This window comes from Arthrobacter paludis (genome assembly GCF_056782315.1).
Genome location: NZ_JBXAEW010000001.1, coordinates 25,889 through 42,430 on the forward strand (window position 1 = coordinate 25,889; position 16,542 = coordinate 42,430).

General features: G+C 74.0%; 14 protein-coding genes and 1 pseudogene. 6 read left to right on the plus strand and 9 right to left on the minus strand.

The window, feature by feature from the left end:
* Window positions 1–60: 60 nt before the first annotated feature.
* Together AC1Q5D_RS00145 and AC1Q5D_RS00150 are read left to right on the plus strand one after the other, a co-directional pair.
* Entirely contained in the window at window positions 61–1,479 is a 1,419-nt protein-coding gene (locus AC1Q5D_RS00145; protein WP_481736527.1) for a TrkH family potassium uptake protein, read from the plus strand.
* Window positions 1,480–1,504: 25 nt separating this feature from the next.
* A complete protein-coding gene (locus AC1Q5D_RS00150; RefSeq protein WP_481736785.1) occupies window positions 1,505–2,143 on the plus strand; it encodes a potassium channel family protein in 639 nt (212 codons plus the stop codon).
* A gap of 83 nt (window positions 2,144–2,226) precedes the next feature.
* On the opposite strand, the gene proC is transcribed toward AC1Q5D_RS00150, so the two are convergent.
* The 6 genes from proC to AC1Q5D_RS00180 all read right to left on the minus strand — a co-directional run bounded on the left by proC (window position 2,227) and on the right by AC1Q5D_RS00180 (window position 10,094).
* Window positions 2,227–3,096, minus strand: a complete 870-nt coding sequence (proC, locus tag AC1Q5D_RS00155) for a pyrroline-5-carboxylate reductase (RefSeq protein ID WP_481736528.1) — start codon at window positions 3,094–3,096, stop codon at window positions 2,227–2,229.
* A 46-nt stretch (window positions 3,097–3,142) separates the two neighbouring features.
* Entirely contained in the window at window positions 3,143–3,961 is an 819-nt protein-coding gene (locus AC1Q5D_RS00160) for a sugar phosphate isomerase/epimerase family protein (RefSeq protein ID WP_481736529.1), read from the minus strand.
* A gap of 12 nt (window positions 3,962–3,973) precedes the next feature.
* Window positions 3,974–4,993, minus strand: coding sequence for a Ppx/GppA family phosphatase (locus tag AC1Q5D_RS00165; protein ID WP_481736531.1), 1,020 nt, complete (start codon window positions 4,991–4,993; stop codon window positions 3,974–3,976).
* A 12-nt stretch (window positions 4,994–5,005) separates the two neighbouring features.
* Window positions 5,006–7,741 carry a type I DNA topoisomerase gene (gene topA, locus AC1Q5D_RS00170; RefSeq protein WP_481736532.1) on the minus strand — a complete coding sequence of 912 codons (2,736 nt, stop codon included), beginning with the start codon at window positions 7,739–7,741 and terminating at the stop codon, window positions 5,006–5,008.
* Between the two features lie 95 nt (window positions 7,742–7,836).
* Complete coding sequence (locus AC1Q5D_RS00175) at window positions 7,837–8,478, minus strand: ArsR/SmtB family transcription factor (RefSeq protein ID WP_481736533.1); 642 nt, start codon at window positions 8,476–8,478, stop codon at window positions 7,837–7,839.
* Between the two features lie 11 nt (window positions 8,479–8,489).
* Window positions 8,490–10,094, minus strand: coding sequence for a DUF7059 domain-containing protein (locus AC1Q5D_RS00180; RefSeq protein WP_481736534.1), 1,605 nt, complete (start codon window positions 10,092–10,094; stop codon window positions 8,490–8,492).
* Window positions 10,095–10,145: 51 nt separating this feature from the next.
* On the opposite strand from AC1Q5D_RS00180, the gene AC1Q5D_RS00185 reads away from it, so the two are divergent.
* Together AC1Q5D_RS00185 and AC1Q5D_RS00190 are read left to right on the plus strand one after the other, a co-directional pair.
* Complete coding sequence (locus AC1Q5D_RS00185; RefSeq protein WP_481736535.1) at window positions 10,146–10,730, plus strand: hypothetical protein; 585 nt, start codon at window positions 10,146–10,148, stop codon at window positions 10,728–10,730.
* A 119-nt stretch (window positions 10,731–10,849) separates the two neighbouring features.
* Window positions 10,850–11,455, plus strand: a complete 606-nt coding sequence (locus tag AC1Q5D_RS00190; protein WP_481736536.1) for a GNAT family N-acetyltransferase — start codon at window positions 10,850–10,852, stop codon at window positions 11,453–11,455.
* A gap of 134 nt (window positions 11,456–11,589) precedes the next feature.
* Here AC1Q5D_RS00190 and trhO read toward each other — a convergent pair.
* Window positions 11,590–12,468 (minus strand): annotated as a pseudogene (gene trhO, locus AC1Q5D_RS00195) (oxygen-dependent tRNA uridine(34) hydroxylase TrhO); the annotation flags it as partial.
* Window positions 12,469–12,616: 148 nt separating this feature from the next.
* Between trhO and AC1Q5D_RS00200 the strand changes: the two are divergent.
* Entirely contained in the window at window positions 12,617–13,282 is a 666-nt protein-coding gene (locus AC1Q5D_RS00200; RefSeq protein ID WP_481736537.1) for a GNAT family N-acetyltransferase, read from the plus strand.
* Between the two features lie 25 nt (window positions 13,283–13,307).
* A complete protein-coding gene (locus AC1Q5D_RS00205) occupies window positions 13,308–15,635 on the plus strand; it encodes a DEAD/DEAH box helicase (RefSeq protein WP_481736538.1) in 2,328 nt (775 codons plus the stop codon).
* Window positions 15,636–15,707: 72 nt separating this feature from the next.
* Here the strand turns inward: AC1Q5D_RS00205 and AC1Q5D_RS00210 are convergent, their stop codons facing one another.
* Complete coding sequence (locus AC1Q5D_RS00210) at window positions 15,708–16,175, minus strand: Rv3654c family TadE-like protein (protein WP_481736539.1); 468 nt, start codon at window positions 16,173–16,175, stop codon at window positions 15,708–15,710.
* Window positions 16,165–16,536, minus strand: coding sequence for a TadE family type IV pilus minor pilin (locus tag AC1Q5D_RS00215; RefSeq protein WP_481736540.1), 372 nt, complete (start codon window positions 16,534–16,536; stop codon window positions 16,165–16,167). The genes AC1Q5D_RS00210 and AC1Q5D_RS00215 overlap by 11 nt, the downstream gene beginning before the upstream one ends.
* Window positions 16,537–16,542: the final 6 nt, after the last annotated feature.

A 16,542-nucleotide genomic window follows, 5' to 3' on the forward strand; every position in this document is an offset into this window, starting at 1 on the left:
CGTGACGGGTGGTTTACTGTGGACACGGCGCCGGGATGGCCCCGCCGCCGCCCCCATCGCATGGCCACCACGAAGCACTCCGCGGCGCAGCCGCCTACGCATCCGATCGGACGGTCCCTGACGGCCGTCCGCGACTTCGTCGACGCCCTGGCCGCGTCCTCCCCCGCCCGCCTGACGCTCGCGGTCTTCGGCCTGGTGATCACGGTGTTCACCGCGCTGCTCATGCTGCCCGTCTCGGCGCGCGACGGCGAGGTGACCCCGTTGCACGACGCCCTGTTCACGGCCGTCTCCGCCGTCTGCGTCACGGGCCTCACCGTCGTCTCCACGGCCACCCACTGGTCCTTCTTCGGCCAGTTCGTGATCCTCGTGGCCATCTTCATCGGCGGCCTCGGCGTCCTGACCCTCGCCTCGCTGCTCTCCCTCGCCGTGAGCCGCAAGCTCGGCGTCCGCGGCAAGCTGCTGGCCGCCCAGTCCCTGAACACGCAGCACACGGGCCGCCTGGGCGAGGTCGGTACGCTGCTGCGGATCGTCATCTCCACGTCGGTGGCGTTCGAGGCCGCCCTGGCCGTGCTCCTCATCCCCCGGTTCCTGGTCCTCGGCGAACCGCTCGGGCAGGCGGTCTGGCACGGGGTCTTCTACGCGATCTCCGCCTTCAACAACGCCGGCTTCACCCCGCACTCCGACGGGATCGTCCCCTACGGCCACGACCTGTGGATCCTCGTGCCGCTCATGCTCGGCGTCTTCGTCGGGTCCTTCGGGTTCCCGGTCCTGCTGATCCTGGTGACGTTCGGCGCGAATGTGCGCAAGTGGTCGCTCCACACGAAGCTGACCCTGGCAACGACCACGATCCTCATGCTCCTCGGCTCGCTGCTGTGGATCCTGCTCGAGTGGTCCAACCCGGAGACGATCGGGGGCCGGAGCTTCGGGGACAAGCTCCTCAACGCCGTGTTCGCGTCGATCATGATGCGCTCGGGCGGGTTCAACCTCGTGGACCAGAACGCCATGGAACCGGAGACCATGCTGCTGACGGACATGCTGATGTTCGCCGGCGGCGGCTCCGCGTCCACCGCGGGCGGGCTCAAGGTGACGACGGTCGCCGTCGTCTTCCTCGCGATCGTGGCCGAGGCGCGCGGCGACGCGGACGTGAAGGCGTTCGGGCGCCGCATCCCGGAGAGCGCGATGCGCGTGGCGATCTCCGTCGTCGCGCTGGGCGCGACCATCGTCAGCGTCAGCAGCGGCCTGCTCCTGGCCATCAGCGGCGAACCGCTGGACCGCGTGGTGTTCGAGTCCATCTCGGCGTTCGCGACCGTCGGGCTGAGCTCCAACCTCAGCGGCGAACTGCCCCCGGCCGGCAAGTACGTGCTCAGCGCGGCGATGTTCATGGGCCGCGTCGGTACCATGACGCTGGCCGCCGCACTGAGCATGCGCCAGCGCGACCAGCTGTTCCACTTCCCCGAGGAAAGGCCGATCATTGGCTGACAACACGCCCGACCACAACGCCCCGGTGCTCGTGATCGGGCTCGGCCGCTTCGGCGCCGCGGTCGCCGAGCAGCTGGTGCGCCAGGGCCGCGAGGTGCTCGCCATCGAACGCAATGCCGAGCTGGTGCAGAAGTGGGCGGGCACCCTGACCCACGTCGTCTCGGCCGACGCCACGAACATCGACGCCCTGCGCCAGCTCGGCGCCCAGGAGTTCACGTCCGCCGTCGTCGGCGTGGGCACGTCCATCGAGTCCAGCGTGCTGATCACCGTGAACCTCGTGGACCTGGGCATCGAGCACCTGTGGGTCAAGGCGATCACGCCCTCCCACGGCAAGATCCTCGCCCGCATCGGCGCGAACCACGTGATCTACCCGGAGGCGGACGCCGGCGTCCGCGCCGCGCACCTGGTCGGCGGGCGCATGCTGGACTTCATCGAATTCGACGACGGCTTCGCGATCGTCAAGATGTACCCGCCCAAGGAGACCCAGGGCTTCACGCTGGGCGAGTCCCAGGTCCGCTCGAAGTACGGCGTCACCGTCGTCGGCGTCAAGAGCCCGGGCGAGGACTTCACGTACGCGCAGCCGGACACGAAGGTCACGCACCGCGACATCCTGATCGTCTCCGGGCACGTGGACCTGCTCGAGCGGTTCGCGGCCCGGCCGTAGCCGGCCGGCGGCGCCGGCCGCCGCGCGGTCGGCGTCCCCGCGCGGGCGCCGCCGTCGTCCACCGCCGCGCGCCCGCGGCCCCGCTACCCCGCGAGCTCGCGCCCGAGCTCCGCGGAGCGCTCGGCGGCCGCCCGCGCGCCCCGGGCGACAATGGCCGGCAGCCCGTCCGCCTCGAAGACGGCGAGGGCCCGCTCCGTGGTCCCGTTCGGGCTCGTCACGTTGCGCCGCAGGGTCGCGGGATCGGCGTCGGGGGCGGCGAGCATCTCCCCCGCCCCGGCGACCGTGCCGCGGGCGAGCCGGCGGGCCAGCTCCGCGTCGAGGCCGAGCTGCTCGCCGGCGGCGGCCAGCGCCTCGGCCAGGTAGAAGACGTAGGCGGGGCCGGAGCCGCTGATGGCTCCGAGCGCGTCGAGCTGGGCCTCCTCGACGTCGGCGACGAGGCCGGAGGGCTCGAAGAGGGCCCGGACGGCCGACGTGTGCTCGGCGGTGGCCGCGGAGCCGGCCGCGACGCCGACCACGCCGCGCCCGACCATGAGCGGCGTGTTGGGCATGGTGCGCACCACCGGCTGCCCCGCCGGCAGCGCGGCCTCCATCGCGGCGATCGTGACGCCCGCGGCGACGGAGACGACGACGGTGCCCGGCTCCAGCGCGGGCGCGATCTCGCGGCACAGGTCGGCGATGCCGACCGGCTTGACGCCGAGGACGACGACGGCGGCCCCGGCGGCGGCCCGCCGGTTCGCCTCGGCGTCCTCGCCCGTGGCGGAGGCGGCCACGCCGGTCTCCGCGGTCAGCGCGGCGGCCTTCTCGGGGGTGCGCACGGTCGCCCGGACGCCGGCGGGCGCGGTCCCCGCGGCGAGCAGGCCGCGCAGGATGGCGCCGCTCATGTTCCCGGTGCCGAGGAAGGCGACCGGGCCGGAGGGCAGGGACGTGCTGGATGCGGTGTTCTCGTGGGCCATGGTGCCATCGTGCCACGGCGCGCGGCGGCGCGGTGCGCCGCGGGCGTCAGGAAGCGGGCCCGGCCTGGCTGGGGACGCCCGTGCGGTCCAGGTGCCGGCGCGCGAACGCGAGCGTCTCCCCCAGCCACTCCTCGCGCTCCCCGGCGCCCTTGGCCTTGCGCGTGGAGACCTCGACGGCGACCATCCCGTCCCACCCGGAGTCCCGGAGGAAGCCCATGGCCTCCTCGACGGGCTGCGTCCCGCGGCCGGGCACGAGGTGCTCGTCCTTGCCGTTGTCGGTGCCGTCGCACAGGTGGACGTGCGTGAGCCGCTCGCCGAGCTCGCGGAACGCCTGGTGCGAGTCCATGCGGGCGATCGCGGCGTGCGAGAAGTCCCAGGTGACGTAGTCGTAGGGCTGCGGCACCGGGTCCCAGTGCGGCAGGTACATGCGGGTTTCGCGGCCGCGGGCCCGCCACGGGTACATGTTCTCGACGGCGATGCGCACGCCGTACTCCTCGTTGATGCGCCGCACGCCCTCCGCGAACCCGGTGGCGTACGTGCCCTGCCACAGGAACGGCGGGTGGGCGACCACCGTGTCGCACCCGACCTCGGCGGCCATGGCCGCGGAGCGCTCCATCTTGCTCCACGCGCTGCCCCACACCTGCTGGGTCAGCAGCAGCGTGGGGGCGTGGATCGCCGCGATGGGCTGGTCGTAGCGGGAGGACAGGTCCATGAGGCGCCCGGCGTCCTGGGAGATCTGGTTGCCCGTGACCATGACCTCCACGCCGTCGTAGCCGAGGTCGTGGGCCACCGAGAATGCGTCGTGCACGGTCAGGGGGTAGACCGAGGCGCTGGAGAGCGCCACCCGGATCCTGTCGTTCGCCATCAGCCGGTCCCGTCAGTCGTTCCTGCGTGTGGTCGGGGGCGTCGGATCCTGGCTCAGCTCGACGTGCCCCACCCCCACGCTACTACTGAACGGCACGGGTGAATCGTAGAGCAGGTGGTCGAAGCGCCGCAGGATGAGCCCCTCGCGCAGCGCCCAGGGGCAGATCCGCAGGGACTTGACGCCCAGGATGGACATGGCGGTGCCGGCGACGATCGCGCCGGCGAGCATCTGCTCGGCGCGGACGGCGGAGACGCCCGGCAGGCCCGCGCGCTCCTCGGCGGTCATCGCGGCCAGGCGGTTGGTCCAGATCCGCAGGCTCTCGAGCCGCAGGACCCGCTTGACGTAGGGGCCGTCGTCGCTGGGGGCGGCCCCGGTGATCCGGGCCAGCGAGCGGAACGTCTTGGACGTTCCGGCCACGAGCGTCGGCTTGCCGTAGGCGGCGATGTCGGCGAGCGGCTCCTCCAGCGTGGCGCGCACGTGGCGCCGGAGTTCCTTGACGTCGGCGTACGACGGCGGGTCGCCCGGCAGCCAGGCCCGCGTGAGCCGGCCGGCGCCCAGCGGCACGGAGCGGGCGACGCCGGGGAGCTCGTCGCGCCCGATCGCCATCTCGAACGAGCCGCCGCCGATGTCCAGGTCGAGGATCGTCTCCTTGCCCCAGCCGAACCAACGCCGCACCGCGTAGTACGTCATGCCGGCCTCCTGCTCGCCGGTGAGCTCGGTCAGGCGGACCCCGCTGGACTCCTCGATCCGGGCCAGGACCTCCGGCCCGTTCGCGGCGTCGCGGATGGCGGAGGTGCAGAACGCGAGCAGGTCCTCGGCCCGGTGGCGCACGGCGAACCGGGAGGCCTCCTGGACGAAGTCGAGCAGCTCGGCCTGGCCCTCCGCGGTGATGGCGCCGTCGTCGTCCAGGTAGGCGACGAGCGACAGCGGCCGCTTGTGGGACGCGAAGGCGACCGGCCGGGCCCCCGCGTATGCGTCGACGAGCAGCAGGTGGACCGTGTTCGAGCCGATGTCCAGGACGCCGAGGCGCACGGCGGTTTCCCCCTACTTCTTGGCGGTCGAGCGGCGGGCCGCGGGCTTGCGGGCCGGCTTCTTGGCCGGGGCCTTGGCCCGCTTCTCCGCGAGCAGCTCGATCGCGCGCTCCCGCGTCAGCTCCTCGAGCGAGGTGCCGCGCGGGACCGTGATGTTCGTGGCGCCGTCGGTGATGTAGGGGCCGAACCGGCCGTCCTTGACGACGATCGGCTTCTCGGACACCGGGTCGGTCCCGAACTCGGCCAGCGGCGGGGCCGCCGTGCGTCCGCCGCGCTGCTTCGGCTGCGCGTAGATCGCGAGGGCCTCCTCGAGGGTGATCGTGAAGATCTCCTCCTCCGCGCCGATCGACCGCGAGTCCGTGCCCTTCTTCAGGTACGGGCCGAACCGCCCGTTCTGCACCGTGATCTCGGTGCCCTCCGCGTCCGTGCCGAGCACGCGCGGCAGTGAGAGCAGGCGCAGCGCGTCCTCGAGCGTCACGGTCTCGACCGACATCGACTTGAAGAGCGACGCCGTGCGGGGCTTGACCTTGGCCGGCTTCTTCGGGGGCTTGGGCTTGCCGTTCTTGTAGTACTCGACCGGCTGGTTGGCCAGCTCCTCCGGGGTCGGCTCCGTGACGATCTCCGTGACGTAGGGGCCGTAGCGCCCGTCCTTGGCCACGATCGCGCGGCCGGTCTCCGGGTCGGTGCCGAGTTCGCGCTCGTCCGGGCCGGCGGTCTCCATGAGCTCGACGGCCTTCGCGGCGGTCAGCTCGTCCGGGGCCAGGTCCTCGGGGACGTTGACCCGCTGCGGCTCGGTGCCCTCGGGCGAGCCCTCCGGGACGGGCTTCTCCAGGTAGGGGCCGAACTTGCCCACGCGCAGCACGATGCCCGGGGCGATCTCGACGGAGTTGATGGCGCGGGCGTCGATCTCGCCGAGGTTCTCGACGACGGAGCGCAGGCCCGAGACGTCCGCGCCGCCGAAGTAGAAGCGCTTGAGCCACTCGGAGCGGGCCAGGCGGCCCTTGGCGATCTCGTCGAGGTCGTCCTCCAGGTGGGCGGTGAACGCGTAGTCGACGTACTGGCCGAAGTGCTGCTCCAGCAGGCGGACCACGGAGAAGGCCGTCCAGCTGGGCACCAGGGCCCCGCCGCGCTTGGTCACGTAGCCGCGGTCCATGATCGTCGAGATCGTGGGCGCGTAGGTCGACGGGCGGCCGATCTCCCGGGCCTCCAGCTCCGCGACGATGGACGCCTCGGTGTAGCGCGGGGGCGGGCTGGTGTCGTGCCCCGACGCCTCGATGTCCCGGCCGGTCAGGGCGTCGCCGGCCTTGAGCTGCGGCAGCCGCCGCTCGGCGTCGTTCTCCGCCTCCTCGGCCGCCGTCGTGTCCTTGCCCTCCTCGTAGGCGGCTAGGAACCCCCGGAACGTGATCACGGTGCCGGACGCGGAGAACTCCGCGGTGCGCCCGTCCGCCGACTGCCCGGTCAGGCGCAGCGAGGCCGTGAACCCCTTGGCGTCGGCCATCTGGGAGGCGACGGTGCGCTTCCAGATCAGCTCGTAGAGCTTGTACTCGTCGCCGCCGAGCTGGGAGCGGACGTCCGCCGGGCGCCGGAAGGAGTCGCCGGCGGGGCGGATGGCCTCGTGGGCCTCCTGGGCGGCGTCGGACTTGGACTTGTAGACGCGGGGCTTGTCGGGGACCGACGCCTCGCCGTAGAGCTCGGCCGCCTGCCGGCGGGCCGCCGTCACGGCCTCCTGCGACAGGTTGACCGAGTCGGTACGCATGTACGTGATGTAGCCGTTCTCGTACAGGCGCTGCGCCACCTGCATCGTGGACTTGGAGGACCAGCGCAGCTTGCGGCTGGCCTCCTGCTGCAGCGTGGACGTCGTGAACGGGGCCGCCGGGCGGCGCGTGTAGGGCTTCTCGTCGACGTTGGAGACGGCGAACTCGGCGCCTTCCAGCCCCTCCGCGAGGGACTCGGCGGCGGCCCGGTCGAGGTGGACGACGGCGGTGCCGGACTTGGGCGACTTCAGCTGCCCGCGATCGTCGAAGTCGCGGCCGGAGGCGACGCGGGAGCCGTCGACGGCGGCGAGCTTGGCGCGGAAGGACTCGCCGGCCGCCGTGGCGAACTCGCCGGCCAGGTCCCAGTAGGAGGCGGAGCGGAACGCCATGCGCTCGCGCTCCCGCTCGACCACGAGGCGCGTGGCCACGGACTGGACGCGGCCGGCGGAGAGGCCGGGGCCGATCTTGCGCCACAGGACGGGCGAGATCTCGTAGCCGTAGAGGCGGTCGAGGACGCGGCGGGTCTCCTGCGCGTCGACGAGGTCCGTGTCCAGCTCGCGGACGCTGTCCAGGGCGCGGTTGATGCCCTCCCGGGTGATCTCGGTGAACGCCATGCGGTGCACGGGCACCTTCGGCTTCAGGACCTCCAGCAGGTGCCACGCGATGGCCTCGCCCTCGCGGTCCGCATCGGTGGCGAGGTAGAGCTCGTCGGCGTCCTTCAGGGCGGCCTTGAGTTCGGAGACCTTCTTCTTCTTCTCCGGGTAGACCACGTAGTAGGGCTCGAAGTCGTTCTCGAGGTCGACCGCGAACTTCCCGATGGGCCCCTTCTTGAGCTCGGCCGGGAGCTCCTTGGGCTGGGGCAGGTCGCGGATGTGGCCGATGGATGCGTCCACCACGAAACCCTCGCCGAGGTACTTGGCGATGGACTTGCTCTTCGCCGGGGACTCGACGATCACGAGCTTCTTGCCGGACTTCTCCTTGGCCTTGGCGGGCACGACACTCCTATGACTGCTTCAGGCCCGCCGGTCGGCGCACCTGCTCATACCTGCACTAGGGTAGCGGCATCCGCGGACCGGTCGGCAAGCGCCGCCTACGCGGGGTCGGTGCGGATCTCCGGCAGGAACGAGAGCATGTAGTAGACGCGTTCGCCGTCGATCCCGCGGTCTTCCGGCAGCGCGAGCGCCCGGTACTCGTCCACGACCTCGTAGACGCGGCGGATGAATTCGTCGCGCTGCTCCTCCTTGAGGAAGACCATGCCGCTGCTGAGCACGGGGGCCTGGTCGGGGTCCGGCGCGATGCCCGCCTTGCGCTCCTCGTCGCGCCGGGCGATCTCGGCCCCGAGCCGCTCGCGGAACGCGTTGAGCTGGACGTTGAGGAACGCGTTCTTCGCGGCCGCGGAGTCGGTCAAGGTCCCGACGACGAGCTCGTCGCCGGCGGCCTTCCAGCGGCGCTCGCGCCCGTCCCCCTCGTTGGCGGCCCGCTGGACGTAGCCGTACTTCTCCAGGGCCCGCAGGTGGTAGCTCATGGCACTCGGCGTGAGCTTGCAGCGCGACGCCAGCTCCGTCGCGGTCCGCGTCGACTGGGAGGCGAAGAGCTCCTCCAGCACCTCCAGGCGCGCCTCGTGGGCGAGGGCGCGGATCGCCTGCGGGTCGCTGATCACGACCGGGTTGGCGCCCTGCCGGCGCGCCGTCTTCGCCCCGGCCGGGCCCCGCTCCGATGTGTTCTGCGTCATGGTGAAAAACTTTAGCTGTTGTTTCGCACCGGGCGCAGGAATCCGTCGGTAACAAGTCGGACAACGGACGCCATCAGACGCGTCTCGCACTCCCCGGGGTCCGTCCCCAGCAGGGCCGCCAGGGCCGCGGCGATCTGCCCGGCGGTCAGCGTCCCGTCGCAGGCGGACACGAATCCGGCCTCCTCGGTGGACAGCAGGGCGGTGCGCCGGAGGCCGGAGCCCTGGCGCAGCAGGATCACGGCCGGGTGCTCGGCACCCGGGCGGGCGTGGCGCTCCTCCGTGACGTCGTCGGGCACCGTGAGGCGCAGCGCCGGCAGGTCGGCGCCCGCGAGCGCGTCGGCCGCGGCGACCGCCGCCCCCAGGTGCGGCCCGAGGGGCTGCTCGACGGCCTGGCCGACCTCCTCGACCCGCACGCCCACGCCGCCGGGCCCGTCGGGCCGGCGCAGCCACAGGTACCCGAAGCCGACGGCCGAGACGCTCCGGGAGGCGAAGTCGGCCAGGTAGTCCGCGTAGCGCTGCCGGTAGTGCCCCGGGTCGCGGGACTCGGCGGCGTCGCGCAGCCACGTCTCCGCGTACTCGGCGGGGGTCTCGGTCTCGCGCTGGATCACCCAGGCCTCGGTCCCGTCGGGGACCCACGAGCGAGGGCCCTCGGCCCAGTCCGCCCCGGCGCGGATCTCCCAGTTGGCCAGGAGCTGCGCCGTTCCGCCCGGCGCGAGGACGCCCGGCAGGCCCGCGACGAGCCCGGCGACGAGTGAATCCCCGGGCATCCCGCCGTCGCGGTAGGTGTAGCGGTCGCCCGCGCCCTCGCCGGCCGTGCGCGGCGTGATGACGAAGGGAGGGTTGGAGACGACCAGGTCGAAGGCCTCCCCCGCGACCGGTTCGAGCAGGCTGCCGCGGCGCAGCTCGACGCGCTCGGAGAGCCGCGCGGGGTCCAGGCCGAGCGCGGCCCGGTTCAGCAGCAGGTTGAACCGGGTGAAGGCCAGCGCCCGCTCGGACAGGTCGGTGGCGACGACGCTGCGGCAGTGGGCGAGCAGGTGGAACGTCTGGATGCCGCAGCCGGTGCCGAGGTCGAGGGCCCGCCCCGCCGGACGGCGGATGGTGGTCTGGGCGAGCGTCAGGGAAGCCTGCCCGATGCCCAGAACGTGGTCGCGGCGCAGCGGCCCGGGCCGCTGGTGGGCGGCGAGGTCGCTCGCGACCCACAGTTCCGCGTCGGCATCCGAGGCGTGCGGGCGCAGGTCGACGGCGGCGCGCAGGCCGCCGTCCGGGGCCTCCTCGGCGAGGCCGAGCGCCAGCAGGCCGGCTGCGCCGGTGCGCGGCAGGAAGCGCCCCAGGTCCCCGGGGTCGAGGGCCTCGCCGAGCAGGAAGAACGCGACCACGCCGGCGAGCGCCTTCTCCTCCGGGGAGGCCGGGGCGTCGAGGGCGGCGCGCACGGCGAGCGCGGCGGGCACCGTCTGCTCGCGCATCAGGGCGGCGTGGGCCTGGGGCCCGAGGAGCTCGACGACGCTGTCGTGCCGGTAGCCGGCGGAGGCGAGGTCGAGCCCGAGCCCGTCGATGAGGGCCTGGTCGTCGCTGCGGGGCGCGGACTCGACGCGGGAGAAGTCTTCGGCGGGGCTCACCCGTCCATGGTAGGCGGCGCCGCGCCGGGGCCGGTTGCCTACGATGGGACCATGCCGAACCAGCCTCCCCCCGCCGTTCCCGCGCGTCCCGCCCGGGCCCTGCGTCACGCCCGGGCCCTGCGTCACGCCGGGGCCGTGCTGGCGGCCGCAGCGGGGGCGGTGGCGCTGGCCGCCTGCGCCCCCTCGGCCCCGGCCCCCTCCGCGGACACGGAGACGTGGCCCGCACCGAGCTTCTCCCGCGCGGCGGACCCGACCGTCGAGGCGGCGTCCCCGATCCCGGTGGAGGGGTTCGGCACCGCCGACACGCTCGCGCTCGGGGCGACGGACGCGGCCGGGCCGGTGTCGGGATCGACGTCGCTGACGGTGGAGAACTCGGAGCTCCCGCCCGGGACCTACACCGCCGTGTTCGAGTGCTCGTCGCCGTCCGCCGCGGCCGCGCCCGCCGAGGTGACCGCGCTGGTCCGCGATTCAGGGGGCGGGGTCCTGGCTGTCGTGTCGGGGGAATGCCCCGCCGAGCCGGAGACCGGCACGCACGAGACGGTGTTCTCGGTCCAGGACCCCGGCGCGAGCGTGCTGCTGGAGTCGTCCTCCCCCGGCGTCGCCCTCGCCGCGCGCATCGACGCCGGCGCCGCGTAGCCGTCCGCGGCGCCGCCCGTCCGCGGAGGGGCGCCGAATCCGACCGCAGGGACGCCCGCCCGTCCCCCACCGCAGTTGTTGTCCCCCGACCCCCATCCCCGCCACCGAGGAGTCCGCCCATGGTCCGCGTCACCACCACGCATCTGCAGCAGCTCTCCCCCGACGAGCTCGTCCCGTCCCGCTCGTCCCTGCCCGCGGACAGCAGGATCGAGCGGGCCGTGGACCCCAGCCCGGAGTTCAGCCGGTTCCTGTACCGGGGCGTCGGCAGCGGGTGGAACTGGACGGACCGGCTGGCGCTGACCCGCGAGGAGTGGGACGACGTGCTGCGCACCCCGGGCTCCGAGACGTGGGTGCTGTCCGTGGCCGGCGCCCCGGCGGGCTACGCGGAGCTGGCCTCCACGGCCCGGGACGGCGGGACGGATGTGGAAATCGTCTACTTCGGGCTCTTCCCCGGCCACCACGGCCGGGGGCTCGGCGGGGGGCTGCTGACGGAGGTGCTGCGCCGGGCGTGGGACCTCGACACCCGCTGGGAGGGGCTCGGTCCGGTGCGCCGCGTGTGGCTGCACACGTGCTCGCTGGACGGGCCGGCGGCCCTGGGGAACTACCTGGCCCGGGGGCTTGCGGTGTTCCGGACCGAGGAGGAGGACGTGGAGCCCGGCGACGGCGCCGCGGGACTGTGGCCGGAGCCCGCCTCCGTGCGCCGGTCCTCCGGAGGGTCCGCGTAGGCCGGGACCGGCTGCTCCCGGGTCCGGGCGTCCGGCGCCGCGGCGCCCGGGGCCCCATCCCCGGCGGCTCCGGGGCCGGCAGCCTCCTCCGTGGCGGCCGGGTGCGGCGCCGCCGCCGTCGTCCCCCTCCGGCAGCCGGGGCACAGCCGCAGCGCGTCGTCGGCCGCGCAGTCGGGGCAGAACAGGCGCAGGGTGCGGCAGGCCAGGTCGGCGCAGTTCTCGAACTTGCTGGTCGGCGCCTCGCAGCCGACGCAGCGCCCGAGCGTGGTGGCCTCGGGCGTGAACTCGACGTGCATGCGGCGGTCGAAGACGTAGAGCGACCCTTCCCAGAGGCCGGAGTCCCCGTAGCGCTCCCCGTAGCGGACGATCCCGCCGTCGAGCTGGTAGACCTCCCGGAAGCCGCGCCGGACCATGAGGGCGGAGAGCACCTCGCAGCGGACGCCGCCGGTGCAGTACGTCACGACCGGCCGGTCCTTCAGGGCGTCGTACTTGCCGGAGTCGAGCTCGGCGACGAAGTCGCGGGTCGTGCCGGTGTCCGGGACGACGGCGCCGCGGAAGCGCCCGATCTCCGCCTCGAAGGCGTTCCGTCCGTCGAAGAAGACGACGTCCCCGCCCTCCGCCCGCCGGGCGTCGACCAGCTCGTGCAGCTGCTCGGGCGTGAGCCGGGTGCCGCCCCCGACCACGCCGCCCGCGTCGACCTCGAGTTCGTGCGCGGCCCCGAAGGAGACGATCTCGTCGCGCACCTTGACCGAGACCCGGGGGAAGTCCTCCGCGGACCCGTCCGACCACTTCACGTCCAGGCCGCGGAAGGCGGGGTGCTCGCGCGTCGTCTTCACGTACTGCTTGAGCTCCCGCACGGGCCCGCCCACCGTTCCGTTGATGCCGTGGCTGGAGATCAGGATCCGCCCGCGCAGCCCCCACCGCTCGAGCAGCGCGCGCTGCCACAACCGGACCGCCTCGGGGTCCGGCAGCGGGGTGAAGGCGTAGAAGACGGCGATGCGGCTTTGTGACACGGCGTTAAGGGTAGTTGGCGCGGCGCGGCGCGCGCTCCCCACCGCCGCGGGCCCCGGCGGGGCGGGCACCGGTTAACGCTCCTTTGCGGATCGGCAACGGTTGGCTGGAACGCTCCACGCGGCTTGTGTCTCGGGGTAGGGTCGACGCATGGGATCCACTCCGAGCGATGAACTGATCGGCACCTGGGTGACCGGCTGGGCCGGTGCCCGTGGGTACGAGAGCCGGCACGAGGGCCGGGTGCACGCGGCGCTGCGCCACGACACCAGCGGCGACTGGGAGTACGTCATCTTCGAGCCCTCCGCGGACGAGCTGGTCGCGGTCGGCGAAACACTGCACAAGCACCCCGCGCGGCGACTGACGGCGTTCGCCGCCGACGCGCAGGGACTCGCCGACGCCGCGGCCGCGGCCGGGCTCGCCGTCGTCGCGGCCGAGGACGCGCTGATGGTCGCCGACATGGACGGCCAGGACGTCGAGGCCCCGCTGACCCCGGACGGCTTCACCATCGAGACGGAGCGCGACGGGGACCACGCGTACGTGTCCGTGCACGTCGAGGACGAGCCGCACACGGTCGCCGCCAGCGGGCACGTCTCCGTCGTGGAGGAGTATGCGGTCTTCGACCGCATCATCACGTCCCCGGACTTCCGCCGCCGCGGGCTCGGCAGCCTGGTCATGCGCGCGCTCGTGGCCCTGGCCCTCGAGCACGAGGTCGACGAGGGCCTGCTCATCGCGTCCCTCGACGGACAGGCCCTGTACCAGTACCTGGGCTGGACCCCGCTCGGCACGGTCCTCACCCTGGAGGCCCGGCGCGACTGACCGGGCCCGGTGCCACAATGGTCCGGTGAAGGATTTCCGCACCCTCGTCCCGCTGCTGGGGCACGGTTCGGACCCGGAGCAGCTGCGGCACCTGCGCCTCATTGAGGCACGGGACGCCGTCCACGGCCCGTGGCCCGACTGGGTGCATCCGGGGGTGGCGGACGCGTTCCGCGCCCGCGGCGTCGAGACCCCGTGGCTGCACCAGGTGGAGGCCGCGTCCCACGCCCACTCCGGGCGGCACACCATCGTGGCCACCGGCACGGCCTCGGGCAAGTCGCTCGCGTACCTGCTGCCCGTGCTGGATGCCATCCACCGCACGAACCTCGATGCGCGGCCCACCCTGCGGCCCGAGGACGCGACCGCGCTGTACCTCGCGCCCACGAAGGCCCTGGCCGCGGACCAGTTCTCGGCGATCGGCGCACTGGGCCTGGACACCGTCCGGCCCGCCACGTACGACGGGGACACCGATCCCGGACTGCGCCGCTGGGTCCGCGACCACGCGAACCTCGTGCTCGCGAACCCGGACATGCTCCACTTCGGGATCCTGCCCAACCACGAGGCCTGGTCGCGCTTCCTGCGGCGCCTGCGCTACGTCGTCGTCGACGAGGTGCACGGGTACCGGGGCGTGTTCGGCTCCCACGTGGCCAACCTGTTCCGGCGCCTCCGCCGCGTCGCCGCGCACTACGGGGCCGACCCGGTGTTCATCGGCGCCTCCGCCACGAGTTCCGATCCGGCGGCGTCGTTCGGCCGGCTCATCGGCGCGCCCGCCGTCGCCGTCGGCTCCGACTTCTCCCCTCGCGGCGAAACCGCCGTCGCGCTGTGGGAGCCGCCGCTGACGGACCTGCTCGGCGAGAACGGCGCCCCGCGGCGCCGGACCATCATCGCGGAGTCCGCCGACCTGCTGGCCCACCTCGTGTGTTCCGGGGTGCGCTCCCTGGCATTCATCCGCTCGCGCCGCGGCGCCGAGGCGATCGCGTCGTCGGCGCGGCGGCTCGTCGACGAGATCGACCCGTCCCTTCCCGGGCGGATCGCCGCCTACCGGTCCGGCTTCCTGCCCGAGGAGCGCCGGGCGCTGGAGGCCGACCTGCGCTCGGGCCGGCTGCTCGGGGTCGCCTCGACGTCGGCCCTCGAGCTGGGGATCGACGTGGCCGGGCTCGACGCCGTCCTCGTGGCGGGCTGGCCGGGGACGCGCGCCTCGTTCCAGCAGCAGATCGGGCGGGCCGGCCGGTCGGGCCAGAACGCGCTCGCTGCGTTCGTGGCCAGCGACGACCCCCTCGACACGTACCTCGTCAACCACCCGGAGGCGATCTTCGACGAGCCGGTCGAGGCCACGGTGTTCGACCCCGAGAACCCCTACGTGCTCTCCCCGCACCTGTGCGCGGCCGCGGCGGAACTGCCGCTGCGGCCGGAGGAACCGGACCTGTTCGGCCCGTCGGCGGTCCGGCTCCTGGACAACCTCGTGGAGCGCGGGTACCTGCGCCGGCGGCCCTCGGGGTGGTTCTGGACGCACCCGCAGAGCGCGGCGGACCTCGTGGACCTGCGCGGGGCCGGAGGCGGGCCGATGCAGATCATCGAGGCCGACACGGGCTCCGTGCTGGGCACGATCGACTCCCCGCAGGCCCACTACCAGGCCCACGGCGGCGCCGTGTACGTCCACCAGGGCCGGACCTACCTCGTCGAGGAGCTCAACGAGCAGGACCACTGCGTCGTCGTGCGTCTGGCCCAACCGAACTACTACACCCAGGCCCGCGACATCACGACCATCGAGGTCGTCGAAGCGCTCCGCTCGGAGCAGTGGGGGTCCATCGGCGTGCACTTCGGGGACGTCCGCGTCACGACGCAGGTCGTGTCGTTCCAGCGCAAGGCCCTGGTGAGCAACGAGATCCTCGGCGAGGAGCCGCTGGACCTCGAGCCGCGCGACCTGTTCACCCGCGCGGTGTGGTTCACCGTCCCGGAGCAGCGGCTCGCCGCGGACGGGGTCCTCCCCGACGCCGCCCCGGGCTCCCTGCACGCCGCGGAGCACGCCGCCATCGGCCTGCTGCCCCTCGTCGCGTCGAGCGACCGCTGGGACATCGGCGGGGTGTCCACCGCGCGGCACGCGGACACCGGCATGCCCACGATCTTCGTCTACGACGGCCACCCGGGCGGCGCGGGCTTCGTCGAGCGCGGCCACGAACGCGCGCACACGTGGCTCTCCGCGACCCGCGAGGCCATCATGGCCTGCGAGTGCGAGTCCGGCTGCCCCTCCTGTGTCCAGTCGCCCAAATGCGGGAATAAGAACAATCCGCTGGACAAGGCCGGCGCCATCAAGCTGCTGGGAACGCTGATCCGCCACGCGCCCGTCGGCCGGTAGGGGACCCCCGCGGCGTGGCCGGGTCCGCGCCGCCGCCACGGTCCCCGGGCACGTGCGGGCCCCGCTCCGCCGTCACGGGTCCCAGGGCGCGGGCGGCGGGCCGGCCCTGGAGCGTCCCGCCGCCGCGTCGGCCGTCGCGGGGAACCAGGTGGCCGGGCCGCCGAGCCGGACCACGGTGCGCACGTCCACGATCTCGCCGCGGGGCCCGGCCCGTGCACACGCCGCGAGTTGGGCCCCGTGGCGCCGCGCGGTGGCGGCCGCCACCGCGCACGGCTCCCCCGAAGCCAGCCCCCGGGCCGCGTCGGCGGCGGCGAGGGCGGCGAGGTCGGCCGCGGTGGCGGCCCGGCCGGCGGCCAGCGCGACGTGTCCCAGCAGCAGCACCGCGGCCACCAGGAAGCCGGTCACCGCGACGAGTGCGACGACCAGCACCGTCCCCGAGCCCGCCTCCGGAGCCGCCCGCCGTGGCGCTCCCCGGGGCCGGCCTGCCCGTGGGGGACCCGGCGGCCACCGCCGCGCCGGCTGCCGCGCGCTAGGGGGCATCGCGACCGCCGCCGTCCGTCTCGGACCGCGCGTGTGCGTTGGCCTCGAGCTCCAGCCCGCCCAGCCCGGCCAGGGCGGGCCAGTCCAGCGCGTCCGAGACCGTCACGGTCCGGAAGGCGCCGTCGGCGCCCACGTCGACCCGGGTTCCGGGGCCGGCCAGACGCCGGGCCGCCTCGACAGCCCGCGCCGGGTCCTCGCCCCGGGCGAGCTCGCGGGCGGCTGCCCGCGCGGCCTGTTCCAACCGGACCTGCGTCGCGGCGGCCGTCCCCGCGCCGAGGGCGAGGGCCAAGAGGGCGGCGGCCGCCGGCAGCAGCACGGCCATCTCGGCCGTGCTGCTGCCCCGCTGCCAGTGGATCGGCATCCCGCG

What these genes read in the sequence shown, in the direction of transcription:
- AC1Q5D_RS00175 (WP_481736533.1), bottom strand. Translation starts at nt 8,478, where the DNA reads ATGACGCAGAACACATCGGAGCGGGGCCCGGCCGGGGCGAAGACGGCG.
- AC1Q5D_RS00160 (WP_481736529.1), bottom strand. Translation starts at nt 3,961, where the DNA reads ATGGCGAACGACAGGATCCGGGTGGCGCTCTCCAGCGCCTCGGTCTAC.
- AC1Q5D_RS00215 (WP_481736540.1), bottom strand. Translation starts at nt 16,536, where the DNA reads ATGCCGATCCACTGGCAGCGGGGCAGCAGCACGGCCGAGATGGCCGTG.
- proC (WP_481736528.1), bottom strand. Translation starts at nt 3,096, where the DNA reads ATGGCCCACGAGAACACCGCATCCAGCACGTCCCTGCCCTCCGGCCCG.
- AC1Q5D_RS00210 (WP_481736539.1), bottom strand. Translation starts at nt 16,175, where the DNA reads ATGCCCCCTAGCGCGCGGCAGCCGGCGCGGCGGTGGCCGCCGGGTCCC.
- AC1Q5D_RS00190 (WP_481736536.1), top strand. Translation starts at nt 10,850, where the DNA reads ATGGTCCGCGTCACCACCACGCATCTGCAGCAGCTCTCCCCCGACGAG.
- AC1Q5D_RS00185 (WP_481736535.1), top strand. Translation starts at nt 10,146, where the DNA reads ATGCCGAACCAGCCTCCCCCCGCCGTTCCCGCGCGTCCCGCCCGGGCC.
- AC1Q5D_RS00200 (WP_481736537.1), top strand. Translation starts at nt 12,617, where the DNA reads ATGGGATCCACTCCGAGCGATGAACTGATCGGCACCTGGGTGACCGGC.
- AC1Q5D_RS00145 (WP_481736527.1), top strand. Translation starts at nt 61, where the DNA reads ATGGCCACCACGAAGCACTCCGCGGCGCAGCCGCCTACGCATCCGATC.